Origin of the sequence: Mucilaginibacter ginsenosidivorans, assembly GCF_007971025.1 — a bacterium.
Lineage (GTDB): Bacteria > Bacteroidota > Bacteroidia > Sphingobacteriales > Sphingobacteriaceae > Mucilaginibacter > Mucilaginibacter ginsenosidivorans.
The window spans coordinates 409,032-430,949 of record NZ_CP042436.1 but is presented as its reverse complement, the minus strand read 5'-3'; the positions used below and the strand labels follow the sequence as shown (position 1 = coordinate 430,949).

General features: G+C 48.1%; 16 protein-coding genes. 14 read left to right on the top strand and 2 right to left on the bottom strand.

All coding sequences use genetic code 11. The features are described 5' to 3' along the window. The first annotated feature begins 31 nt into the window (after nt 1–31). The 14 genes from rimP (at nt 32) to FRZ54_RS01880 (ending at nt 20,089) form a co-directional block, all read left to right on the top strand. On the top strand, nt 32–496 hold the full coding sequence (rimP, locus tag FRZ54_RS01945) for a ribosome assembly cofactor RimP (protein ID WP_147029972.1): 465 nt from the start codon (nt 32–34) through the stop codon (nt 494–496). An 82-nt stretch (nt 497–578) separates the two neighbouring features. Further along, entirely contained in the window at nt 579–1,814 is a 1,236-nt protein-coding gene (gene nusA, locus FRZ54_RS01940) for a transcription termination factor NusA (RefSeq protein ID WP_147029971.1), read from the top strand. 61 nt (nt 1,815–1,875) lie between these two features. Continuing rightward, entirely contained in the window at nt 1,876–4,740 is a 2,865-nt protein-coding gene (infB, locus tag FRZ54_RS01935; protein WP_147029970.1) for a translation initiation factor IF-2, read from the top strand. Nucleotides 4,741–4,960: 220 nt separating this feature from the next. Next, on the top strand, nt 4,961–5,716 hold the full coding sequence (locus FRZ54_RS01930; RefSeq protein WP_147029969.1) for a hypothetical protein: 756 nt from the start codon (nt 4,961–4,963) through the stop codon (nt 5,714–5,716). Nucleotides 5,717–5,770: 54 nt separating this feature from the next. After that, nucleotides 5,771–8,533 (top strand): TonB-dependent receptor, encoded by a 2,763-nt coding sequence (locus tag FRZ54_RS01925; RefSeq protein ID WP_147029968.1) that lies wholly within the window; start codon nt 5,771–5,773, stop codon nt 8,531–8,533. 29 nt (nt 8,534–8,562) lie between these two features. Next, nucleotides 8,563–9,720, top strand: coding sequence for a DUF4249 domain-containing protein (locus FRZ54_RS01920; RefSeq protein WP_187359723.1), 1,158 nt, complete (start codon nt 8,563–8,565; stop codon nt 9,718–9,720). Then, nucleotides 9,720–10,898: a DUF4249 domain-containing protein gene (locus FRZ54_RS01915; RefSeq protein ID WP_147029966.1), complete on the top strand. Its 1,179-nt coding sequence runs from the start codon at nt 9,720–9,722 to the stop codon at nt 10,896–10,898. Before FRZ54_RS01920 ends, FRZ54_RS01915 begins: the two co-directional genes overlap by 1 nt. Further along, entirely contained in the window at nt 10,895–12,082 is a 1,188-nt protein-coding gene (locus FRZ54_RS01910; RefSeq protein ID WP_187359722.1) for a DUF4249 domain-containing protein, read from the top strand. Before FRZ54_RS01915 ends, FRZ54_RS01910 begins: the two co-directional genes overlap by 4 nt. Then, complete coding sequence (locus tag FRZ54_RS01905; protein ID WP_147029964.1) at nt 12,079–13,263, top strand: DUF4249 domain-containing protein; 1,185 nt, start codon at nt 12,079–12,081, stop codon at nt 13,261–13,263. Before FRZ54_RS01910 ends, FRZ54_RS01905 begins: the two co-directional genes overlap by 4 nt. Beyond that, nucleotides 13,264–14,472, top strand: a complete 1,209-nt coding sequence (locus tag FRZ54_RS01900; RefSeq protein WP_147029963.1) for a DUF4249 domain-containing protein — start codon at nt 13,264–13,266, stop codon at nt 14,470–14,472. It abuts the gene before it with no gap. Between the two features lie 51 nt (nt 14,473–14,523). Then, complete coding sequence (locus tag FRZ54_RS01895; protein WP_147029962.1) at nt 14,524–16,896, top strand: hypothetical protein; 2,373 nt, start codon at nt 14,524–14,526, stop codon at nt 16,894–16,896. Nucleotides 16,897–17,119: 223 nt separating this feature from the next. Beyond that, a complete protein-coding gene (locus FRZ54_RS01890; RefSeq protein WP_147029961.1) occupies nt 17,120–17,926 on the top strand; it encodes a DUF6515 family protein in 807 nt (268 codons plus the stop codon). 101 nt (nt 17,927–18,027) lie between these two features. Continuing rightward, on the top strand, nt 18,028–19,194 hold the full coding sequence (locus tag FRZ54_RS01885; protein WP_147029960.1) for a DUF6515 family protein: 1,167 nt from the start codon (nt 18,028–18,030) through the stop codon (nt 19,192–19,194). Nucleotides 19,195–19,405: 211 nt separating this feature from the next. Continuing rightward, nucleotides 19,406–20,089 carry an OmpA family protein gene (locus FRZ54_RS01880; protein WP_147029959.1) on the top strand — a complete coding sequence of 228 codons (684 nt, stop codon included), beginning with the start codon at nt 19,406–19,408 and terminating at the stop codon, nt 20,087–20,089. Nucleotides 20,090–20,099: 10 nt separating this feature from the next. Here the strand turns inward: FRZ54_RS01880 and FRZ54_RS01875 are convergent, their stop codons facing one another. Both FRZ54_RS01875 and FRZ54_RS01870 read right to left on the bottom strand, forming a co-directional pair. After that, nucleotides 20,100–21,047: a DUF1259 domain-containing protein gene (locus tag FRZ54_RS01875; protein WP_147029958.1), complete on the bottom strand. Its 948-nt coding sequence runs from the start codon at nt 21,045–21,047 to the stop codon at nt 20,100–20,102. 235 nt (nt 21,048–21,282) lie between these two features. Continuing rightward, the gene (locus tag FRZ54_RS01870; RefSeq protein WP_147029957.1) at nt 21,283–21,747 is read right to left on the bottom strand and encodes a GNAT family N-acetyltransferase; all 465 of its coding nucleotides are present in this window, start codon (nt 21,745–21,747) and stop codon (nt 21,283–21,285) included. Nucleotides 21,748–21,918 lie beyond the last annotated feature (171 nt).

The window sequence follows — 21,918 nt, the reverse complement described above, 5'->3', positions numbered from 1 at the left end:
TGTCAAACCCTGTCGAAAGAGAAAGCCGGCAATGGATATCGAAAAGAGAGTATCAGAACTTGTTGAAGAGAAAATAGCCGACCGGCCCGACCTGTTTGTGGTGAGCGTGAAAATGCTGCCCAATGGCAAACTGGTGATACTGGTAGATGGCGATAAAGGGATAGGCATTGCCGATTGTGTAGCGATAAGCAGGCATGTAGGCTTTCATTTGGAAGAGGAAAATGTGATAGAGACGGCCTATAACCTCGAGGTATCGTCGCCGGGTATCGATCTGCCGCTTACCATGCCGCGCCAGTTTGTGAAGAACGTGGGCAGGACGCTGGCACTGAAAATGGCCGATGGAAGCAAACGGGAAGGTACACTTACCGGGCTAACGGAAGATGCCATTGTAATTGAGGAGACAAAAAAAGAAAAAGGGGAAAAAGCTGAACAGATTGAAAGCGTTATCCCGATGGGACAAATAACAGAAACAAAAGTTGTAATATCATTTAAGTAAGAAACCATCATGAGCGGCCGCTTAATAAACAAGCTCATGATAGCTGCATTACAGTTAAAAAAACAAATAATTTCAATGCAAAATGAGCAATATTAATTTGATCGATTCCTTCCAGGAATTTAAAGATTTCAAAAACATTGACCGCCCGACGATGATGAGCGTGCTTGAGGATGTATTCAGAAGCATGATCAGGAAAAAGTATGGCACCGACGAAAATTGCGACGTGATCGTAAACACCGACAACGGTGACCTTGAAATTTGGCGCACCCGTACCGTTATGGAAGACGGTTTTTCGGAGGATGACGACCTGGAAATAGAACTGGCCGAAGCACATAAGGTTGATGAGGACCTGGAAGTGGGCGATGAGTTTGTGGAACAGATAACACTGGAAAGTTTTGGTCGCCGCGCGATATTAGCGGCACGCCAGACACTGGTATCGAAGATACTTGAGCTTGAAAAAGATGAGATATTCAAGAAATATAAGGACCGTGTTGGTGAGATAGTTACCGGCGAGGTTTACCAGGTTTGGAAAAAAGAAACCCTGGTGCTTGATGATGAGGGTAACGAATTGTTGCTTCCAAAATCGGAACAGATACCTGCGGATTATTTCAAAAAAGGCGACAGCGTGAAAGCGGTGGTTAGCAAGGTTGATATGCTGAACAGCAACCCTAAGATCATCATATCGCGTACCGCGCCTGATTTCCTGCAGCGTTTGTTCGAACTGGAAGTACCTGAAATATTCGACGGATTGATCACCATTAAAAAGATAGTACGCGAACCGGGCGAAAGGGCGAAAGTTGCTGTAGAATCGTATGATGACCGTATCGATCCGGTGGGCGCCTGCGTAGGTATGAAGGGATCGCGCATACACGGTATCGTTCGCGAACTAAAAAATGAAAATATAGACGTAATTAACTATACGAATAATTTGCAGTTGTATATTCAGCGTGCTTTATCGCCTGCCAAGATCACATCCATCAAACTGGATGACGAGAAAAAAACGGCAGCGGTGTACCTAAAACCCGACCAGGTATCCCTGGCTATCGGTCGCGGCGGACACAATATCAAACTGGCTGGTAAACTAACCGGCTATGAGATAGACGTTTACCGCGAGGCGGACGAACAGGATGAGGATGTGGATATCGAAGAATTCTCAGACGAGATCGACGGCTGGATAATCGATGAATTTAAACGCATCGGTTTGGATACGGCAAAATCGGTATTGGCATTATCGGTTGGAGAACTGGTAAAACGTACCGACCTGGAAGAAGAAACCATTAAAGAAGTGATGGCAATTCTGCAGGCAGAGTTCGAATAAACAGGATAAGCAAAATTAAAATCGTATTTTTGCAAAAAACAAAAGAGAAAAGAAGTATTTAATGTCAGACGACAAATCCATAAAATTAATAAAGGCAGTAAAGGAACTGAACATTGGTATGGGTACCATTGTCGATTTTTTGGCTACCAAGGGCTTTAAAGTAGATAAGCACCCTATGGCCAAATTGGACGGTGATATGTACAATGCCCTGCTCAAGGAATTTTCGGCCGACAAAATCATCAAGGAAGAAGCCAAGCAGATCGCTATCGGGAAGATCCGTAAGGACGAGCCTGGCTTTGTCCCTGAAAAACCTAATGAGGCGCCGCGCCGGTCGAGGGATTTCGAGAACGAAGAGATCCTGATAAAAGGCGTAACCAATTTTGTACCGCCGGTTGAAAAACCAAAGACCGAACAGCCGAAGGCTGAAGAACGGGCCGAGGTTACTTTGCCGGGCGTTAAAGTTATTGGTAAGATCGACCTGGATGCACCTGCCCCTCAGCCTGAAAAGAAAGAGGAACCGGCAGTAGTTGCAAAAAAAGAACCGGAACCGGAGGTTAAAATTGAACCTAAGCCGGAAGCTCCGAAACCTGAGCCTGTAAAAGAGACGAAGGAAGAAATAAAACCGCCGGCTGCGGTAACACCGCCACCGGCACCGAAACCTGTTGTTGAACAACCGGAAGAGGATGACGTAATACGGGCAAAAGCGGCCAAGCTTACCGGGCCGAACGTGGTAGGTAAGATACAACTGCCTGTCGACCCTTCTCGCAGAAACCAGCCGGTTGCCTCGTCGTCGAACACGGCGGGTAATGCAGCCGACCATAAGCGCAAAAGAAAACGCAAGGACCATCCGCAGGGTGGCGGACCCGGCAATGGCCAGAATCCGCAGCAAGGCGGGGGCGGTCAAAACCGTCCGGGCGGCTTTGCCGGCAACCGTGGCGCGGGCCCGGGTGGAAACGGGCGCGGTGATTTCAGGAACAGGAACGCTGCTCCGGGAACGCCAAAGGAAGAACCATCAGAAAAAGAGATACAGGACCAGATCAAGGCAACGCTTGCACGCTTAAGCGGCGCAGGTAAATCGGGCAAATTTGCACAGCGGGCCAAGTTCCGCAGGCAAAAACGTGACGATGTTGCTGCTTCGGCAGAAGAGCTGGCACTGGAACAGGAACTGCAATCCAAAGTATTAAAGGTTACCGAGTTTGTTACGGCAAACGAACTGGCCTCGATGATGGACGTTCCGGTTACGCAGATCATATCCACCTGTATGAGCCTGGGTATGTTCGTATCCATCAACCAAAGGCTGGATGCTGAGACCCTGGCCATTGTGGCCGACGAATTTGGCTACCAGGTTGAGTTTGTTAAACCGCAGGATGAAGAGGCCAACCTGGATACCCCGGATGATCCGAAGGACCTGAAGCCGCGTGCACCGATAGTAACTATCATGGGTCACGTCGATCATGGTAAAACATCGCTGCTCGATTTTATACGCAAAACAAATGTAATAGCCGGTGAGGCCGGGGGCATAACCCAGCATATAGGCGCATACGAAGTGACCCTGCCCGAAAATAAAGGCAAGATCACCTTCCTGGATACACCGGGCCACGAAGCGTTTACCGCTATGCGTGCCAGGGGCGCCCAGGTAACAGATATTGTGATCATCGTTATTGCTGCTGACGACAGCGTGATGCCTCAAACACGCGAGGCTATTAACCACGCCCAGGCAGCAGGTGCACCAATGATATTTGCCTTTAACAAGATAGATAAACCGGGAGCCAATACCGACAAGATTCGCGAACAGCTTTCGCAAATGAATATCCTGGTGGAGGAATGGGGAGGCAAATACCAGTCGCAGGAGATATCAGCGAAGACAGGACTTAACGTAGATAAACTGCTCGAAAAAGTATTGCTTGAGGCCGAATTGCTTGAACTGACCGCTAACCCGAACAAACGGGCCATTGGTACGGTCATAGAAGCAGCGCTGGATAAGGGCCGCGGCATAGTAACCACTGTATTGGTGCAGGCCGGTACGCTTAGAGTGGGCGACCCGATATTGGCAGGCTGCTACAGCGGGCGTGTAAAAGCATTGACCAACGAACGCGGCCAGCGTGTTGACCAGGCAGGGCCATCGACACCGATACAGGTGCTGGGCATGCAGGGTGCGCCAACTGCGGGCGATAAATTCAACTCGCTTGAAAGCGAGGTTGAGGCACGCGAGATAGCCAACAAGCGTATGCAATTGCAGCGCGAACAAGGCCTGCGTACACAGAAACATATCACGCTGGATGAGATCGGCCGCCGTTTGGCAGTGGGTAACTTTAAGGAACTGAACATCATTGTAAAAGGTGACGTTGACGGTTCGATAGAGGCCCTGTCAGACTCGTTGCTGAAATTATCGACCGAGCAGATACAGGTTAACATTATATCCAAAGCCGTTGGCCAGATATCCGAATCGGACGTACTGCTTGCTTCGGCTTCGGATGCTATCATCATCGGTTTCCAGGTGCGCCCGTCAGGCGGTGCGCGTAAACTGGCCGAGCAGGAACAGATCGACATCAGGCTTTACTCCATCATCTACGATGCTATCAACGAGATAAAGGCCGCTATGGAGGGCATGCTTGCACCGACATTCGAAGAGAAGATAGTTGCCAATGTCGAAATACGCGAAACCTTCAAGATCAGCAAGGTTGGTACCATTGCAGGTTGTATGGTGCTCGACGGCAAGATAACCCGGAACAGCAAGATACGCGTAATTCGCGAAGGCGTGGTTGTTTTCACCGGCGAACTAGCCTCGTTAAAACGCTTCAAAGATGACGTGAAGGAAGTTAACGCAGGTTATGAGTGCGGTTTGAATATATTGAACTACAACAACATTGAAGTAGGCGACATAGTTGAAGCCTACGAAAATGTGGAAGTTAAGCGTAAGCTCTAAAGTAAAATTTCACTTATAATATGAAAAGCCCCGGAATATTCCGGGGCTTTTTTGTTGCCCTGCATGTAATTTTTTTTCGATAAAATTTGGATTAACTAATTTTTTAGTATATTTCATTTCTGAAACAGGACGTATTGGTATGTTTTTCGCGAAACGTCTTGATTTCTAAAGGGAAGTGCCGTACTTTCCGGTTCCATTAGCCTAAAGTAACTATTGTCGCATGAAAAAAACCTTTTCCAAACAAACGTTTTTACTCTTCGCCTGTGTTTTCCTGACCGGTAAATTATTTGGCCAGGGCCCCCTGAGTGATAGTGTAAATCTTAAAAGCGCAAAAGATCAGCTCGTCTCCAACTTTTACCTCGCAATTGGTCAGCAGTCGCGCTTATATAATGGTATGGAGTACTTTCCTTACGACAGGAGCATAAAGGGTAATGCACTCTTTCCGCTGGATGCCGAGACCTGGGCCACCGGCGAGGTAACATACGACGGCTTGCTATACAAAGGCGTGCCAATGATGTACGACATTTACAAGGACAAACTGGTGGTATTGTTATATAACCATTTTACCGCGTACACCTTGCTGGAAGACCGTGTTCACGATTTCAGCTTCTCGGGGCATCGCTTTGTCCGTGTAAATGCCGATTCACTGGTTAACGACAAATCGGGCATAACAACGGGGTTTTACGACCAGTTGTACAATGGCGATAAAGTGGAAGTGCTGGCTAAAAGGGTAAAGACGATCCAAAACTCTACCAATATCAGTGCAACACTCGAAACCTACTTCCTCGAAAACCACTCGTACTACATGCGAAAAGGGAACACCTATTACAAAGTAAGCGGCCAGGGCTCATTCCTGGACGTGATGAAAGACAAGAAAGCCCTGATACAAAAATATATGAAGGACAACAACCTGAAGTTCCGCCGCGACCCCGAAGGTGTCATGGCAACAGTTGCTTCCTACTATGATAAGTTATAACCGCTACCCAAAAGACATCACCAAACTCAAATTATTGAACGAATAATCATTCTGATGAAAAAAGTTTACTTCTTAAGCTTGTGCTTTGCACTTATTTTCAAACTGGCCACGGCACAGGATGCAAATAAAAAAACGATCAGTGTCAACTTTCAGCAGGCGAATATAGAGCAGGTGGTAAAGGACCTGGAGTCGAAGACCGGCTATCATTTCTATTACAACCCGCCGCAGTTTGACAGCCTGAAGGTTACAGTTGAAGCAACCGGCAAAACGCTTGAGGCCGTGCTGAACATGGCTTTTGAAAAAACAGATTTTCATTATACCATCAGGGACCAGTTTGTATTTCTGACCAAAGGCCGCCAGGTGAGTGCGACGCTGGCACCGGGTTTCTTCAATACGGAGCAGGCTACTGCCCCGGCAACAGCTGCCGTAACCGATTACACCGAAGAAAAGCAGACGAAAGTACCGGAAGCAACTACGGAAAACAAGTTATACACCATCGGCATACGCACCAACACCATTAAACCTGGCAATTCGACACTGGCAGGTTACGTGCGCAATATAAAAACCGGCGAGGCCATCATCGGGGCCAGCATTTACAACCCGGATACAAGGGTAGGTACCGCTACTGACCAGTTTGGGTATTATTCGCTTACCATGCCGCGCGGAAGGATAACCCTGATCGTCAAAGGGCTGGGTATGAAAGACACCCGGCGCAGGATCATCCTTTATTCGGACGGCAAACTGAACATAGAAATGCAGGAACAGGTTACCTCGCTGAAAGAGGTGCAGATATCGGCAGAAAAGGTAGCTAATGTGAAAAGCACCCAAATGGGTGTCAACAAGCTCGACATCCGCAGCATCAAGCAAATTCCGACGGCCTTTGGCGAGGCTGACGTGTTGCGGGTGGTACTCACTTTGCCGGGCGTACAATCGGTCGGCGAAGCGACCACAGGTTTCAACGTACGCGGCGGCGCCGCCGATCAGAACCTGATCCTTTTCAATGATGCCACCATTTATAATCCGTCGCACTTTTTCGGCTTTTTCTCGGCCTTTGACCCCGACATCGTAAAAAACATCGAGCTGTATAAAAGTACCATCCCCGAGAAATACGGAGGCCGCCTGTCGTCAGTTCTGGATGTTACCGACAGGGAAGGCAATAAAAAGAAGTTTGCCGGTTCGGCAGGTATCGGTCTGCTTACAAGCCGGCTCGCCGTGGAGGGCCCGATAATCAAGGATAAAACTTCCTTTATTTTCGGTGGCCGTACTACCTATTCCGACTGGCTGCTTCATTTACTGCCCGAGGCCTACAAACATAGCTCCGCCTCCTTCTACGACCTTAACCTGGGGATAAGCCACCAGATAAACGATAAAAACACCATTTACCTGATGGGTTACTGGAGCCAGGACAAGTTCAGGCTGAACAGCGATACGGCCTATGCGTACAGCAACAAAAACGCCAACATCAAATGGAAGCACAACTTCAGCAACAAACTCTACAGTGTGATAATGGCCGGCGTCGATCATTACGATTACAGCATCACAAGCAGCGCAAACCCGGTGGACGCCTACAAGCTTAAGTTCGGCGTTAATCAAAGCAATTTCAAAACCGACTTCACTTATTACCCTAACCCCAAGCATACGGTTGATTTTGGTTTGAGTGGTATATATTATAAGCTGAACCCCGGTGATGAGGAAGCTAACGGCGAAAAATCGCTGGTTATTTCGCAGGTGGTTCCGCAGGAGCAGGCGTTGGAAAGCGCTCTTTACCTCGGCGATAAATATGATATAACACAGGATCTTTCCATCAGCGCGGGTATCAGGTATTCGCTATATGCGTCGCTTGGCCCGGCAACCGTGGACAGGTATGCCCCTAACCTGCCAAAAGAAAGCGTGAACGTGCTCGACAGTGTCACTTATGGTAAAAACAAGGTGATGAAAACTTATAAAGGGCCCGAAATAAGAGTATCGGCACGTTACAATTTAACGGACGATATCTCGGTAAAGGCAGCTTACAATACGTTAAGGCAATACATTCACCTGTTGTCAAACACCACAGCTATCTCACCTACCGACACCTATAAACTGAGCGATCCTAATGTTAAGCCGCAGTTTGGGCAGCAGGTATCACTTGGTTTATACCGCAATGCGAAATCGAACACGATTGAGACCTCGGTTGAGGTTTACTATAAAAAGATAGACGATTACCTGGACTATAAAAGCGGCGCCACGCTTTTGCTTAACCAGCACATCGAACGGGACGTGGTGAATACTAAGGGCAAGGCTTACGGGATCGAGTTCCTGGTTCGCAAAACGGCGGGTAAATCAAACGGTTGGGTTAGCTATACCTACTCGCGCACTTTCCTGAAACAGGATGACCCGACAGCCGGCGAACTGATCAACAACGGCAACTGGTACCCCGCAAATTACGATAAGCCGCATAATTTCAACTTTAATGGCAACTACCGGTTTAGCCACAGGTTCAGCGTATCGGTGGATCTTACCTACAGCACCGGGCGCCCTATTACGCTGCCTATTGCAAAGTATGAATATGGCGGAGCGGAAAGGGTATATTATTCAGACAGGAACGCTTACCGGATACCGGATTACTTCAGGACCGACCTTTCCATGAACATCGAAGGCAACCACAAGGTACACCAGCTAACACATAATTCCTGGTCTATCGGGGTTTACAACCTTACCGGTCGTGCAAACGCCTATTCCACCTTCTTCCAGGAACAGGGAGGTGCAATAAACGGTTACCAGTTGTCCATATTCGCCAGGCCTATACCATTTATCAACTATAACATCCGTTTCTGAAAATGGAACCCCGGGGCTACATATACGTGATGACTGTTTCGGCAATGATGTTGGCTGCCTGCAAAAAGCCTTACAGCCCTCCTGCCGTTACGGCGCCAAATAATTACCTGGTGGTTGAGGGTATAATAGCGGCCGGGCAAGATTCAACAGTGATAACACTAACCCGGTCAGTAAATATAGGCCAAAAGAATACTCACCATCCGGAATGGGGCGCGACAGTAACTGTACAAAGCGACCAGGGTGTAAGCTATTCGCTTACCCAAACAGACAGCGGCAGATACGCATCGGCGCCTTTGAACCTGGATAACAACCGCAAGTATAAATTGCTGATCAGGACAGCTGACGGCCGCACGTATGAGTCCGATTTTGAACCAGTTATGGTGACACCGCCGATAGATACGCTCAGATATGATGTAACCGCCGACGGGCTTAGTTTTTTTACCAACGCGCACGACCCGGCAAACAAAACACACTTTTACCGGTGGGATTATACAGAGACCTATTTATTTCTTACCCCGCTGGTTTCGCTTTATAAATATATCCCGTACCCCTTTTATTTTGCAAATCGTGTCATCAGCCGAAAACCGTCTGAATTGATACATACCTGTTATGTAAGCCTCAATTCAACTACGGTTATTTTGAATTCGTCGGCAAAGCTTCGCGAGGATGTGATAAACGATAATCCTATAACGCAAATATCATCAAGCTCGGAAAAGATCTATTACCGGTATAGTATAATCGTACGGCAATATGCGCTTACTCAAAAAGCCTACGAGTTTTGGACGTTGCTGAAAAAAAATACGGAGCAGTTGGGCACCATCTTCGATGCACAGCCTTCGGGAATAGTCGGTAACCTGCATTGCGCATCCGACCCTAAAGAACCCGTTATCGGGTACATAAGCGCAGGCACCATTTCGAAAAAAAGGATATTTATTGACCGTACCGAATTGCCGGCCTGGCCTTTCGACCCTCCGCAATGCAAACCAACCGGTTTGGGCTGGAAAAAGAAGGAAAATGTACCGGCTGAACTGGCAGACAGCGTTTTTATACCGCTGGGCCCGATAATGACCGGATATGACCCGATAGCGAAGGACAGCACCTACAGTGTGCCCGTTGGCTATTACGATTGCGTGAATTGCCGGTATCACCTGAACGGAAAAACACAAAAGCCTGATTTTTGGAAATAATGAAGAAAATAATTTATACACTAACTATTTTACTGGTGTGGTGGGGTTGCAAAAAGCCTTACCAGCCGGTTGCTATAACCACGGATAGTAATTACCTGGTTGTGGAAGGCATTATCAACACCGGCAATGATTCGACTATAATCAGGCTGAGCCGTACGGTGAAGGTTTCTTCTTCGCAACGATCGACGCCTGAACTGAATGCCATGGTGATAATAGAAAGCGATGCGGGCGCCACTTACGGCTTACCCGATGCAGGCAACGGGTATTATAAAGCAGGGCCCTTAGGTTTAAGTTCATCCAACAAATACCGCCTGAGGATAACGACGGCGACGGGAAAAACTTACGAGTCGGACCTGATAGAAGCCAGGAATTCGCCGCCTATTGACAGTGTTTATTACCGCATCCTGAATAACGGCGTGGAGATATACGCCGATACGCACGACCCGACCAACAGTACCAAATATTACCGCTGGGAGTATGAAAGCACTTACCAGTATCACAGTGCCTTCAACTCGTTCCTCAAGTTGGTGACCACCCCGCAAGACACCGTATTGGGCCGTACTATACCAGAGCATATATACGTATGCTACCGCGGCAATAAGTCGAGTACGATCCTGATCAATTCATCCGCTAAACTATCGCAGGATGTGATCACACAAAACCCTATTGCCTTTATCGCATCGAATGCCGAAGAGTTAGAGAGCCGCTATAGTATCCTGGTAAAACAATACGCCTTAACTCCCGGTGCATTTAGCTATTTCCAGCAATTGAAGAAAAACAGTGAGCAACTGGGTAGTATTTTCGATGCGCAGCCATCCGAATTGCCCGGGAATATTCACTGCCTGACAAACCCGTCGGAACCAGTGCTTGGGTACATTACGGCAGGCGCTCCGACCCAGTTGCGCATGTATATCAGGAACAGGGATCTGCCGGCATGGCTTACGGACAGCCCTTATAGCGGCTGCAAACTGGATACGGATCTGTTTGCCCGGCCGCAGGGTAGCACCGTTGTTAACGAAGTGCAGGAATATATCTATACAGGAGTACATATACCGATTTTTGTTATACAGCCGCAGGGTGCCCCCAAGCCAGACGGTTATACAGCTTCGGTACCCGGATGTGTAGATTGTACCCTGAGAGGCACAAATATAAAGCCGGCGTTTTGGGTAGACGAATGAGAAAGGTCATCTTCATATCACTCACAATAATAACCTGGTTCGGTTGTAAAAAACCTTACCTGGGCCCGGCTGCGTCATCTGGTACCGCTGCGACAGGGTTTTTGGTTGTTGAAGGTACCATCAACACCGGCGCCGATTCGACCATTATCCGGGTAAGCCGTACTGTTCCATTAGGTTCGGCCAGGCGATCGGAACCGGTAACCGATGCAACCGTGATGGTAGAAAGCGACGCGGGTGGCACCTATGGTCTGCCTTCATATGGTAACGGGTATTATAAAACGGGGCCGCTGAACTTAAGTGCATTGAATAAATACCGGTTAAGGATCACTACCGTGAATGGGACAGCTTATCAGTCTGACTTTGTTGTAGTTAAAAACTCACCGCCAATTGATAGCGTATATTACCGCATCCTGAATAACGGTGTGGAGATATATGCTGACACGCACGACCCGTCTAACAATACCAAATATTATCGCTGGGAGTATGAAAGCACCTACCAGTTTCATAGCGCTTTTTATTCGTTCCTCCGTTTAGTAACCAGCCCGCAGGATACTTTGCTTCCCCGCATACTGCCTGACCAGATATATGTTTGCTACCGTGGCAGCAAGGCTACTACTATTTTACTCAACTCATCGGCGAAACTGACACAGGACGTGATAGCGCAAAATCCCATCGCCTTCATTCCGTCGAGTTCCGAAGAACTGCAAGACCGGTATAGCATTTTGGTAAAGCAATATGCGTTGACGCCGGAAGCATTTAATTACTATCAACAGCTGAAAAAAAACACGGAGCAATTAGGCAGCATTTTCGATGCGCAGCCATCGGAGCTGCCCGGGAACATTCACTGCCTCACAAACCCTGCGGAGCCTGTGCTTGGATATATTACAGCCGGCGCTTCGGCACAGCAGCGTATCTACATTAACAATAGGGATTTACCGGCATGGATAACAAACAGCCCCTATACCGGCTGTAAACTGGATACAGACTTGTTTGTCAGGCCCCAGGGGAGTCAAGTCATTAATGAAGTTAAGGACAATATTTATACAGGTGCTCATATGGGAATTTTCACCATAGAGCCACCTGGATCAAACCATATATTAGGGTATGGCGCTGCGGTACCTGAATGCGTTGACTGCACTTTAAGGGGAACTAATGTAAGGCCGAGTTTTTGGATAGACGAATGAGAAAGGTCATCTTCATATCACTCACAATAATAACCTGGTTCGGTTGTAAAAAACCCTACCTGGGCCCGGCTGCGTCATCTGATACCGCTGCTACAGGGTTTTTGGTTGTTGAAGGCACCATCAATACCGGCGCCGATTCGACCATTATCCGGGTAAGCCGTACTGTTCCATTAGGTTCGGCCAGGCGGTCGGAACCGGTAACCGATGCAACCATGATGGTAGAAAGTGACGCGGGCGGCAGCTATGGTCTGCCTTCATATGGTAACGGGTATTATAAAACCGTAGCTTTAAATTTAAGTGCGTCAAATAAATACCGCCTGCGGGTACTGACCCCGGATAGCAAGGAGTATGCTTCGGACTTTGTAACGGTAAAAAACTCGCCGCCTATTGACAGTATAACTTACCGTTTGGATAACACAGGCGTAAAGCTTTATGTAAATACGCACGACCCGGAAAACAAAACCACCTATTACAAATGGAGCTATATAGAAACCTACATCATTCACGCTGACTACGTTTCGACGGTTAAATTGGTCCATGTACCTTTCGATACCGTTGTCCTTCGCTCGCTGGATGAATATGTATATCAATGCTGGAAAAACGACAGCTCGGTTAACGTGATACTGGGTTCATCGGCCAAATTAAAAGAGGACGTGATATCGCAAAGCCAGCTCACTTATGTAAATACCGGCGACGAAAAAATGAGGACCCGTTACAGCATATTGGTAAAGCAGGACGCACTTACCGCCGAAGGCTTTAATTACTGGCAAAACCTGAAAAAAAATACCGAGCAGTTGGGTAGTGTATTTGACGCGCAGCCATCCGAATTACAAGGTAATATACATTGCATAACAAACCCTTCGGAACCTGTTATAGGCTATATCAGTGCCGGATCGACATCGCAGTTAAGGATATATATTGACAACAGCGAGTTGCCTACCTGGCCCGTTCCGGCAAGTGAATGCACCGAAAAGGGCTACTTATTTCATGACCACGACAGCGCCGGGCGGCCCACTACCCCTGTACGCGATTTTATCTATACCGGGCAAATATTTGTTACCGGGGTAATACAACCGCCGGGAAGCGTGATATTAGGGTATACAGGCGTGGAAGATCGTGCCTGTGCCGATTGTACGTTAAGGGGCAGCAATAAAAGACCGTCGTTTTGGATAGACCGATAAATGAAAAGTATAATAGTGGTAACGAGTGTATTTATTTTAGCGATTGCTATGGCATGGGGCTGTAAAAAGCCCTATTTAGGCCCGGCTATTGTTTCTAAAGATAGTTACCTGGTTATCGAAGGGCTGATCAATACCGGGCCTGACTCGACCTTTATTAAATTGACAAGGACAGTTAAACTATCGGATATTGCCAAACCGTCGGGCGAGCTGAACGCTACAGTGACTATTGAAGGCGATAACAATAGCTCATATCAGCTAACAGAGGCCGGAGGCGGCTTGTATCAATCGCCACCGCTTTACCTGGGTACCAATGCCAAATACCGCTTACGGGTAAAGACCGCCAGCAACGAAGAGTACCTTTCTGATTTTGTTGAAGCAAAGGAGACGCCGGATATTGACAGCGTAAGTTACGAGGTGCAGAATGATGGTGTACAGTTTTATGTTAACTCGCACGATGCCGCCAATAAAACGAGATATTACCGTTGGGATTTTGATGAAACATGGGGATATCATGCATTCGCCCGGTCCTATTTTAAGATCGGTGGTGATGGTTACCCGGAATTACGCGTGGCCCCGGAGGATAAAATTTACGGATGCTACCGTTCGAATCCGGGGGTACAGATATTAACCGCCACTACAACAAAATTATCCCAGGATGTGGTCCTTCACCAACCGCTTGACTTTATCAGCCAGGGATCGGGTAAAATATCGCATGGCTACAGCTTATTGCTGCGTCAGTATGCGCTTACCGAAGCAGGATATAGTTACTGGGAAAACCTGAAAAAGAACACGGAAGAGATAGGGAGCATATTTGATGCACAGCCATCCGAATTGCCCAGTAATATTCATTGCCTAAGCGAACCGGGCAAGCCGGTTATCGGCTTTGTCAGTGCATCGAGTGTAAAATCAAAAAGGGTATTTGTCAATAATTTTATCGCTGGCTTGTTTGTTCCGGATTATATAGCACCACCCACTGCAGATGAGTGTAAGGGCGGCGCCATCCTGATTGAACCGCAGGTCAGCTTTCAATACCGGCTGAAACAGCTAACAGGCACGGGCGATACAGTTTTGCTGAATGGTATATATAATCGTATGGGCGTTTTGCTGGGATATGGTTACGCAGCCAGGAACTGTGCAGACTGTCGGACAAAAGCCCCTTACGGCACTAACCTGGCGCCCGCGTTTTGGCCGATACCACAACGATTTTAGCTAACGGGAATTAAAAAAAAATGAATGATCATTGTTACAATAAATAAAGCTATGAAACGAATCACAGGTCTATTTAAAAACTTTATCGGCTGTACGGCCCTTGCGTTCCTGCTATCGCTCAATTGCTCGGCCCAGGTAGGCGATATCCAGAAAAGTTTTGACAGCTACAGGCAAACCGCCTTACACGAAAAGGTATTTGCTCATACGGACAAGGCTTCGTACCTGACGGGCGAGATCATCTGGTTTAAACTGTACGTGGTCGACGGCACCTACCACAAGCCGTTGGATATAAGCAAAGTGGCTTATGTGGATGTGCTGGATAATAACCAGGTGCCTGTGATGCAAACGAAAGTTGCATTGCACAATGGCAAAGGCAGCGGATCGGTTTATATACCTGTGACATTGAGCAACGGTAATTACAAGCTAAGGGCCTACACCAACTGGATGAAGAACTTTAGCGCAGATTATTATTTTGAAAAACCGCTGATGATCGTAAACCCGCAGATAGCACCGGGCCCGATTACGGCTGTTAACCCTGCGGCTTTTGACGTGCAGTTTTTCCCCGAGGGCGGTAACCTGGTAAGCGGGCTCAGCAGCAAAGTAGCGTTTAAAGCAGTTGGAAAAGATGGCCGGGGAGTTGACGTATCGGGAGCCGTTATCGATTCAAAAAACGACACCGTGGCTCGTTTCAGATCGCTGAAATTTGGCATGGGCAGCTTTACGCTTAAACCTGATGCAGGTAATACCTACAAAGCTGTCGTAAAAGCGGGCGGCGTTGCGCCGGTGACAAAAGACCTGCCGGCGGCAAGCAGCCAGGGCTATGTGATGCAACTTGCAGATAACAATACCGGCCAGCTGACCATAACCGTCAACACCAACGTAAGCAACCCCGAACCGGATGTGTACCTGTTTACCCATACCCGGCAATCGCTGGAAAGCATAAAGCGTGTTGTGTTAAACAACGGGCTGGCTACTTTTACTGTAGATAAAAATTCGCTTGGCGATGGCGTGTCTCATTTAACCGTTTTCACCGGCGACCGGAAGCCGGTTTGCGAACGGCTTTATTTTAAACGCCCTGCCCAAACGCTGGCGATAGATGCAGCGCCCGACAGCAGGCAATATGGCAACCGCAAAAAAGTAAATGTTTCCGTTTCGGCGGCGCAAAATGCCGATCTGTCTATGTCGGTTTACCGGCTGGATAATTTCCAGGCAGAGGATGCTACTGATATCGTAAGTTATTTATACCTCGGGTCGGACCTTAAAGGGAGTGTTGAATCACCGGGATACTATGTTACCGCCAATACCCCCGAAGCAAACGAAGCAGCCGATAACCTGATGCTGACCCAGGGCTGGCGGAGGTTTCAGTGGAACGACGTATTGAGCAACAAACCCGCTTCGTTCTCTTTCCTGCCCGAATACAATGGCCATTTGGTTACCGGTAAGCTGGTGAATACAGAAACCAACAAACCAACAGCCGACGTGGTTGCATACTTTGGTGTTCCGGGGAAAAGGGTGCAGTTGTTCACTGCCAAAAGCGATACCGCGGGCCGGTTGATGTTCAACACCAAAGATTTTTATGGCCCGGGCGAAATTGTAGTGCAAACCAACACCCAGCGCGACAGTACCTTTCGTATTGACATAGCCAGCCCGTTCTCCGAGCAATATTCAAAAACAGCAATGCCGCCTTTTTATGTTAGCAAGGATATGCAGCAGGCTTTGGAAAACAGCAGCCTCGGCATGCAGGTGCTCAATATCTATTCGGGCGATAACATCCGGAAATACTACAACCCGCCGGTTGACAGTAACGGCTTTTTCGGCAAACCCTATAAATCGTACAAACTGGACGATTATACCCGGTTTACAACCATGGAAGAGGTTTTGAGGGAATACATCAGGGAGCTTTATGTGGTTAGGCAGGATAAAAAATACCATATCAAGATCATCAGCGAAAAAGGTTTTCTTGAAGGCGACCCGCTGGTAATGCTGGACGGTATCCCGATATTTGATATGGATAAGGTTATAGCCCTCGATCCGTTAAAGATCAGGAAACTGGATGTAATGCGCGAGCGCTATTTCTGGGGACCCGCCGATGCCGAAGGCATAATGAGTTATACCACGTATAAAGGCGACCTTGGCGGAGTAGAGATAGACCCGCATGCCGTGGTGCTCGATTACGAAGGATTGCAGTTGCAAAGGGTATTCTATTCGCCAACTTATGATACCGAAACCGAGGCAGCCAGTCGCGTGCCCGATTTCAGGAATGTATTGTACTGGTCGCCTTCGATAAAGGCCGGGCCCGATGGCAAGAACCAGGTCTCCTTCTACACCTCCGACCAGGAAGGGAAGTATATCGGCATCATACAGGGTATAACCGCAACCGGTACACCCGGCGTTAAGTATATCAATTTTGAAGTGAAGAAATAAGGCTGCGTTTTTCTCTGCAATGTAATTTTTTTGTGAACGGGTGCATCATTGTATCCGTTCACTGTTTTTATACGTTAATGGACATAAACGGCCGGTTGTTTTCGGACAAAGAAAATTATAAAATTTGTATAAATAGTAGCCGTCGCAATTAAACCTTTTGAACGGCAATTGGTCTAATTGAAAAGAGAAAAATTTAATACCCTGAAAATTCTTTTATAACATCATGAAAAGCTTATATAAATATGCCGCCGGCGCAGTTTTAGCCGGGGCACTTTCTATCTTATTTGTCCCTGCGGCTGAAGCACAACGCGGCCGTGGTGGTGGTGGCGGCGGTGTACGCGCCGGAGGCGGTGGCGTAAGCATCGGCGGAGGCGGAGGTTTCCGCGGCGGCTCGAGTGTGGGTATACGAAGCGGTATAGGTTATCGCCCGGGAGCGAGTGCCGGAGCCAATGTAGCGGCCCGCGGCGGGGTTTACCATAGCGGCGGTTATTATGGCGGCCGGTATTTTTATGGTTACCCTACTATCGGTTTCCGTTTTGGTTACCTGCCTTACGGTTATTACCCGTTCTATTTCGGGTCCGACCTGTACTATTATTATGGCGGGGCCTTCTATCGTCCGGATGACGACGGGGGCTATGAAGTTGCAACCCCTCCGCTTGGCGCAGCAGTGCCCGAATTACCAAAAGGCGCCCAATCGATTGTGATTGACGGGCAGCAGTTTTTTGAGTTTAACGGCGTTTACTACCAGCAAAGCACCAACGACCAGGGCAAGGTTGTGTATGTAGTAGCCGGTAAGGATGGTGTGCTGAACACCAACGGCGAAAGTGCAGATGAAGCACCAGCAATGCCGCAGGTTGGTGATATAGTGAACCAATTGCCCGACGGGTCGCGCAAGGTGAAACTTAATGGCAAAAAGTATTTTGTAGGGCCGGATGGCATTTATTACGAAGAATTTAAAGACTCGCATAATTACAAGTCGTACCGTGTGGTCAGTGTTCCTTCGGATAACGACCAGGATGAGCAGCAGTGAAATAAAAATACAGAAAGGGGCTGAGGAGGCCCTTTTTTATTTATCAAACTAAACCTTTTGCGATCGGTTTGGTCATATATAAAAGCGATTTAACGAGGAGTATGAAAAGGTTAAATAAATATATGTCGGCATTCGCCTTTACGGGCATACTGGCAATGGCACTAACAGGTAACGTATATGCGCAGCGCGGCCACAGCGGTGGCGGTGGCGGTGGATCTCACGGCGGAGGTGGCGGCGGATTTCACGGCGGTGGCGGCGGTTTCCACGGCGGCGGAGGCGGCGGTAGTGCATACCGTGGTGGCGGTGGCAGCGTGAGCTTTCATGGCGGTGGCAGCAGTGCGTACCGTGGCAATACCGCAGGCTTTAGCCGCGGGGCAACATTTAACCGCGGTGCTGTAGGTTATCGCGGGTCGGCAGGTGCTGTAAGAAGTGGTTTTGCCACTCGTGGCGCCATAGGTTACCGGGGCAATGCGGGCTATCGCGGCGTAACTGCTTATCGTGGCGGTGTTGGCGTGCGTGCCGGTGTTAATGCCCGGTACGGCTATAGGGGCGGTCGCTATGTTTACAACGGGCGCACTTATTACCGCGGCGGCTATTACCGCGGGTATGGTTATAATTATTACCATGGTTATGGCTCCCGTTTCAGGTTCGGTTTTGGCTGGGGATATCCTCACCTGGGTTTATATTTCGGATACCTGCCTTATGACTACTACCCATTCTATTGGAACTCTTTACCATACTACTATTACGGCGGCGTTTTCTACAGGCCCTATAACGACGGTTACGAAGTTACCACGCCTCCGCTGGGCGCAGCAGTGCCTGACCTGCCATCCAATGCACAGTCTATCGTGATAGATGGTGTACAGTATTATGAATCGAATGGGGTTTACTACCAGGAAAATGTTGACGGCAACGGCAAAACGGTGTATGTGGTTGTAGGAAAAGATGGGGTTTTGAACACCGGCGATGCCGGGGCCGACGACAGTTATCAGCCCATGAATGATAACGACGACCCGATGGTTGACAATGATGCGGCTACAACCGATAATTCTGCCAGCGCAGCTGCAGCGGAAGCTGTAAAGGTTACCGTAAAAGTTGGCGACGTGGTAAATGAATTGCCGGCCGATTGCCGCAAGGTGACATTGAACAACAAGAAATATTATGTTTCGCCTGATAATGTTTTTTATGAAGAATTTAAAGATGCTGACGGGAAAGGCTACCGCGTAGCAAGCGTTCCCGGCCAGGGAACTGACCAGGGTCAGTATTGATTGTGAGTTGTTTTTAAATACCCAATGGCCCCGTTTACCGGGGCTTTTTTTTGCCCATACCCTAACTTTTATTCATGCCGCACGCGCTTAAAACAATTCGCTGCATTTTTGGGTTGGTAGGTGGTGGTGCCTGTAAGGCCTGTTGCCGAAATTCGATGGCAAAATTGTAAATTAGATATGTGATAACGGCCCTGCCGATAATAAACCCTGTATGAAATACGTGAAGAGATGTTTGCTTTGTATTATCATTTTTGGAGCAGGCGCGGCGCTAATGCTGGCTATGGGTTGCCATGCCCGTAACAAAGCGCAGCGCGGTGCGGCAATCGGCGCCGGTACAGGTGGCACGGTAGGCGCGTTTATTGGAAAATCGGCGGGCAACACTGCTATGGGCGCCATAATAGGCGGGGCTGTCGGCGGTACAGCAGGGGCCTTTATTGGGAAAAATATGGACAAGCAGGCCGACGAACTGAAGGAAACTATACCGGGAGCTTCGGTGCTGCGCGTTGGCGAAGGGATAATCGTCAAGTTTGATTCAGGCATCTTGTTCGATGCCGGCAAAACCGAACTTAAACCCGCCGCTAAAACAAATCTTCAAAACCTGGCCGGCTCGCTGCAAAAAAATAACGCCACTAATGTGCTGATCATCGGGCATACGGATAATACCGAGGGCAGTACTTTGGGTAACGTCACCCTTTCCCTGCAACGGGCTAAGTCGGTTAAAAATTACCTTGCCGCCAATGGCATCGATACCGCCCGCTTAAGCCCGATGGGGCGGGGCGAAACGGAACCGATAGCTGATAATAAAACCGTTGCGGGGCGTGCGCAGAACCGCAGGGTCGAGATCGTTATCATCGCGAATGAGCACATGCGGAAACAGGCGGAGGAAGGAAACTAAGGGCCGCACCTTACATTTTCATTTTCCCGGTTTTGCCCAACTGGTCAATAGCTGACCGGAACGATTTTGCCAGCGTTAATGCCGGGCCGCCTCCCAAATAATGCAAAAAGATCATGTGTGGGTCATCACCAAGCATATGATTGTGAACCGCGACGACCTCAAGGTTGTTAGCCCTTAGAGCTTTGATGACATTGTTTACTTCGTGGTCAAGCATGGCGATGTCACCCGCCACAAAGGCATTATCCATTGAACCGGTAAATGAAGCCCACGTATTTAAGCCTATTGATGGTGTCATTTCAGCGCCCATAGCTACCACGGTGAGGTCCTTGCGGCCTATGGTATATTTTATTGTAGGACCATTTATGGCCGCTTCATACTGAATGATACTGTTCAATTGTGCCACGTCAAAAATATCCTTGCCTGATCTGGCAGATGACGGGGCAACTGATGGCTGGTTCTTGGGTGATATTTTCGTTTCCGCAATAGCCTTACCATATTTCTGAGCCAATTCTTCAACCGTTCCCATGCCGTGCACATGCATATAAAATACACGTGGTTCTTCGAAAAAAAAATGATTATGGATGGCCCCTACTTCCAGACCATTTGCCTGTACAGCGGTTATTAATTGGTTTACTTCATCCTGGAGTAATACATTATCGCTCATTAATACGGCCGATTTTCCGTCCATCGTCTTTTTTAACGACACCCAACCCCCAAAACCAAATGATATTGGTACAGGTTGGCCCTTTACCGTTACTTTCAGGTCGTTGCGCGGGAAGGGAATCGTGTAGGTTGCTTCGGCATCCTTATAGGTGCCTTTTTTCCCAATGGCCGACTCTATAGCCGCAATTTCGGCCGCTGTTAGCGCCGGCGTTACCCCAAAAACTCGCGAAATCTCATCTGCCTTGGTTAATCCCACCAGGCTGGTACCAGCAAGGAGAGCACCTGTTTTTAACATTGTTCTACGTGAAAAAAATATCGGACTTTTCATCGTGGTGCGAATTCTACTTTGACATTTACGAATATGCGAATAATAACTCCAATTGGACCGATTTAATGATGGCGGCGTAACCAGGTAATACCGGTAATATAATTTCCAGTGATATACTAATTACGAATTAAATTCTGGAAAAATTCTGGTGAATAAATTGCAGTTCGGAGCCTTTTAAAGAGCGATTTGCGCTTCCAAAAAGTTACAGGTCCTTCTCCATATATATGGTTCCGTGTAACGGATTAAAACGGTAGGAAGGTATCTCATAAAACCCGAACGAGCGGTAAAGCTGCTGCGCTTTGGTCATATTTTCCAGCGTATCCAGGCGGATCTTTTTGTACCCGAGTTTCTTCGCCAGTTCAATTGACCGTTCCAATAAATTCAACCCTACCTGGTAACCCCGGTATTCAGTTTTCACATACATGCGTTTAAGTTCGGCCGTTTGTTCGTCCAGCCTGCGGACGCCCGAGCAACCAACAAATGTTTCACCATCCCGGGCAAGCAGTAACGCACCGGCAGGTTCGTTGTATTGTTCGCTGATGGTATCCAGCTCTTTTGAAAAGTTCTGGAAGGACAGGTCGACATTTAAGGACGCGGCATATTCTTCAAAAAGTTTTTTACCGGTCTCGAAATCCTGGGAAGTTGCAGCTATTTGGTAGGTGATCATTTGGCGGTTTATGATGATCTTTTTGTGTGCCCTAAAATATAAACAGGATAAAAAGATAGCAAATCTGTTTCGTTTATGCGGGGTCATTTTTTGAGAAAGGAAGCGAATGTACGGCTGTTTGACTCACCCGACCTACGCTTCGCTGGGTCACCCTCTCTACCGTGAGCGGTA

Coding starts and splice junctions, on each gene's coding strand:
- FRZ54_RS01920 (WP_187359723.1), top strand. CDS start 8,563: ATGACTGTTTCGGCAATGATGTTGGCTGCCTGCAAAAAGCCTTACAGC.
- FRZ54_RS01925 (WP_147029968.1), top strand. CDS start 5,771: ATGAAAAAAGTTTACTTCTTAAGCTTGTGCTTTGCACTTATTTTCAAA.
- FRZ54_RS01875 (WP_147029958.1), bottom strand. CDS start 21,047: ATGTTAAAAACAGGTGCTCTCCTTGCTGGTACCAGCCTGGTGGGATTA.
- rimP (WP_147029972.1), top strand. CDS start 32: ATGGATATCGAAAAGAGAGTATCAGAACTTGTTGAAGAGAAAATAGCC.
- FRZ54_RS01885 (WP_147029960.1), top strand. CDS start 18,028: ATGAAAAGGTTAAATAAATATATGTCGGCATTCGCCTTTACGGGCATA.
- FRZ54_RS01915 (WP_147029966.1), top strand. CDS start 9,720: ATGAAGAAAATAATTTATACACTAACTATTTTACTGGTGTGGTGGGGT.
- FRZ54_RS01880 (WP_147029959.1), top strand. CDS start 19,406: ATGAAATACGTGAAGAGATGTTTGCTTTGTATTATCATTTTTGGAGCA.
- FRZ54_RS01870 (WP_147029957.1), bottom strand. CDS start 21,747: ATGATCACCTACCAAATAGCTGCAACTTCCCAGGATTTCGAGACCGGT.
- FRZ54_RS01900 (WP_147029963.1), top strand. CDS start 13,264: ATGAAAAGTATAATAGTGGTAACGAGTGTATTTATTTTAGCGATTGCT.
- FRZ54_RS01890 (WP_147029961.1), top strand. CDS start 17,120: ATGAAAAGCTTATATAAATATGCCGCCGGCGCAGTTTTAGCCGGGGCA.
- nusA (WP_147029971.1), top strand. CDS start 579: ATGAGCAATATTAATTTGATCGATTCCTTCCAGGAATTTAAAGATTTC.
- FRZ54_RS01905 (WP_147029964.1), top strand. CDS start 12,079: ATGAGAAAGGTCATCTTCATATCACTCACAATAATAACCTGGTTCGGT.
- FRZ54_RS01930 (WP_147029969.1), top strand. CDS start 4,961: ATGAAAAAAACCTTTTCCAAACAAACGTTTTTACTCTTCGCCTGTGTT.
- FRZ54_RS01910 (WP_187359722.1), top strand. CDS start 10,895: ATGAGAAAGGTCATCTTCATATCACTCACAATAATAACCTGGTTCGGT.
- infB (WP_147029970.1), top strand. CDS start 1,876: ATGTCAGACGACAAATCCATAAAATTAATAAAGGCAGTAAAGGAACTG.
- FRZ54_RS01895 (WP_147029962.1), top strand. CDS start 14,524: ATGAAACGAATCACAGGTCTATTTAAAAACTTTATCGGCTGTACGGCC.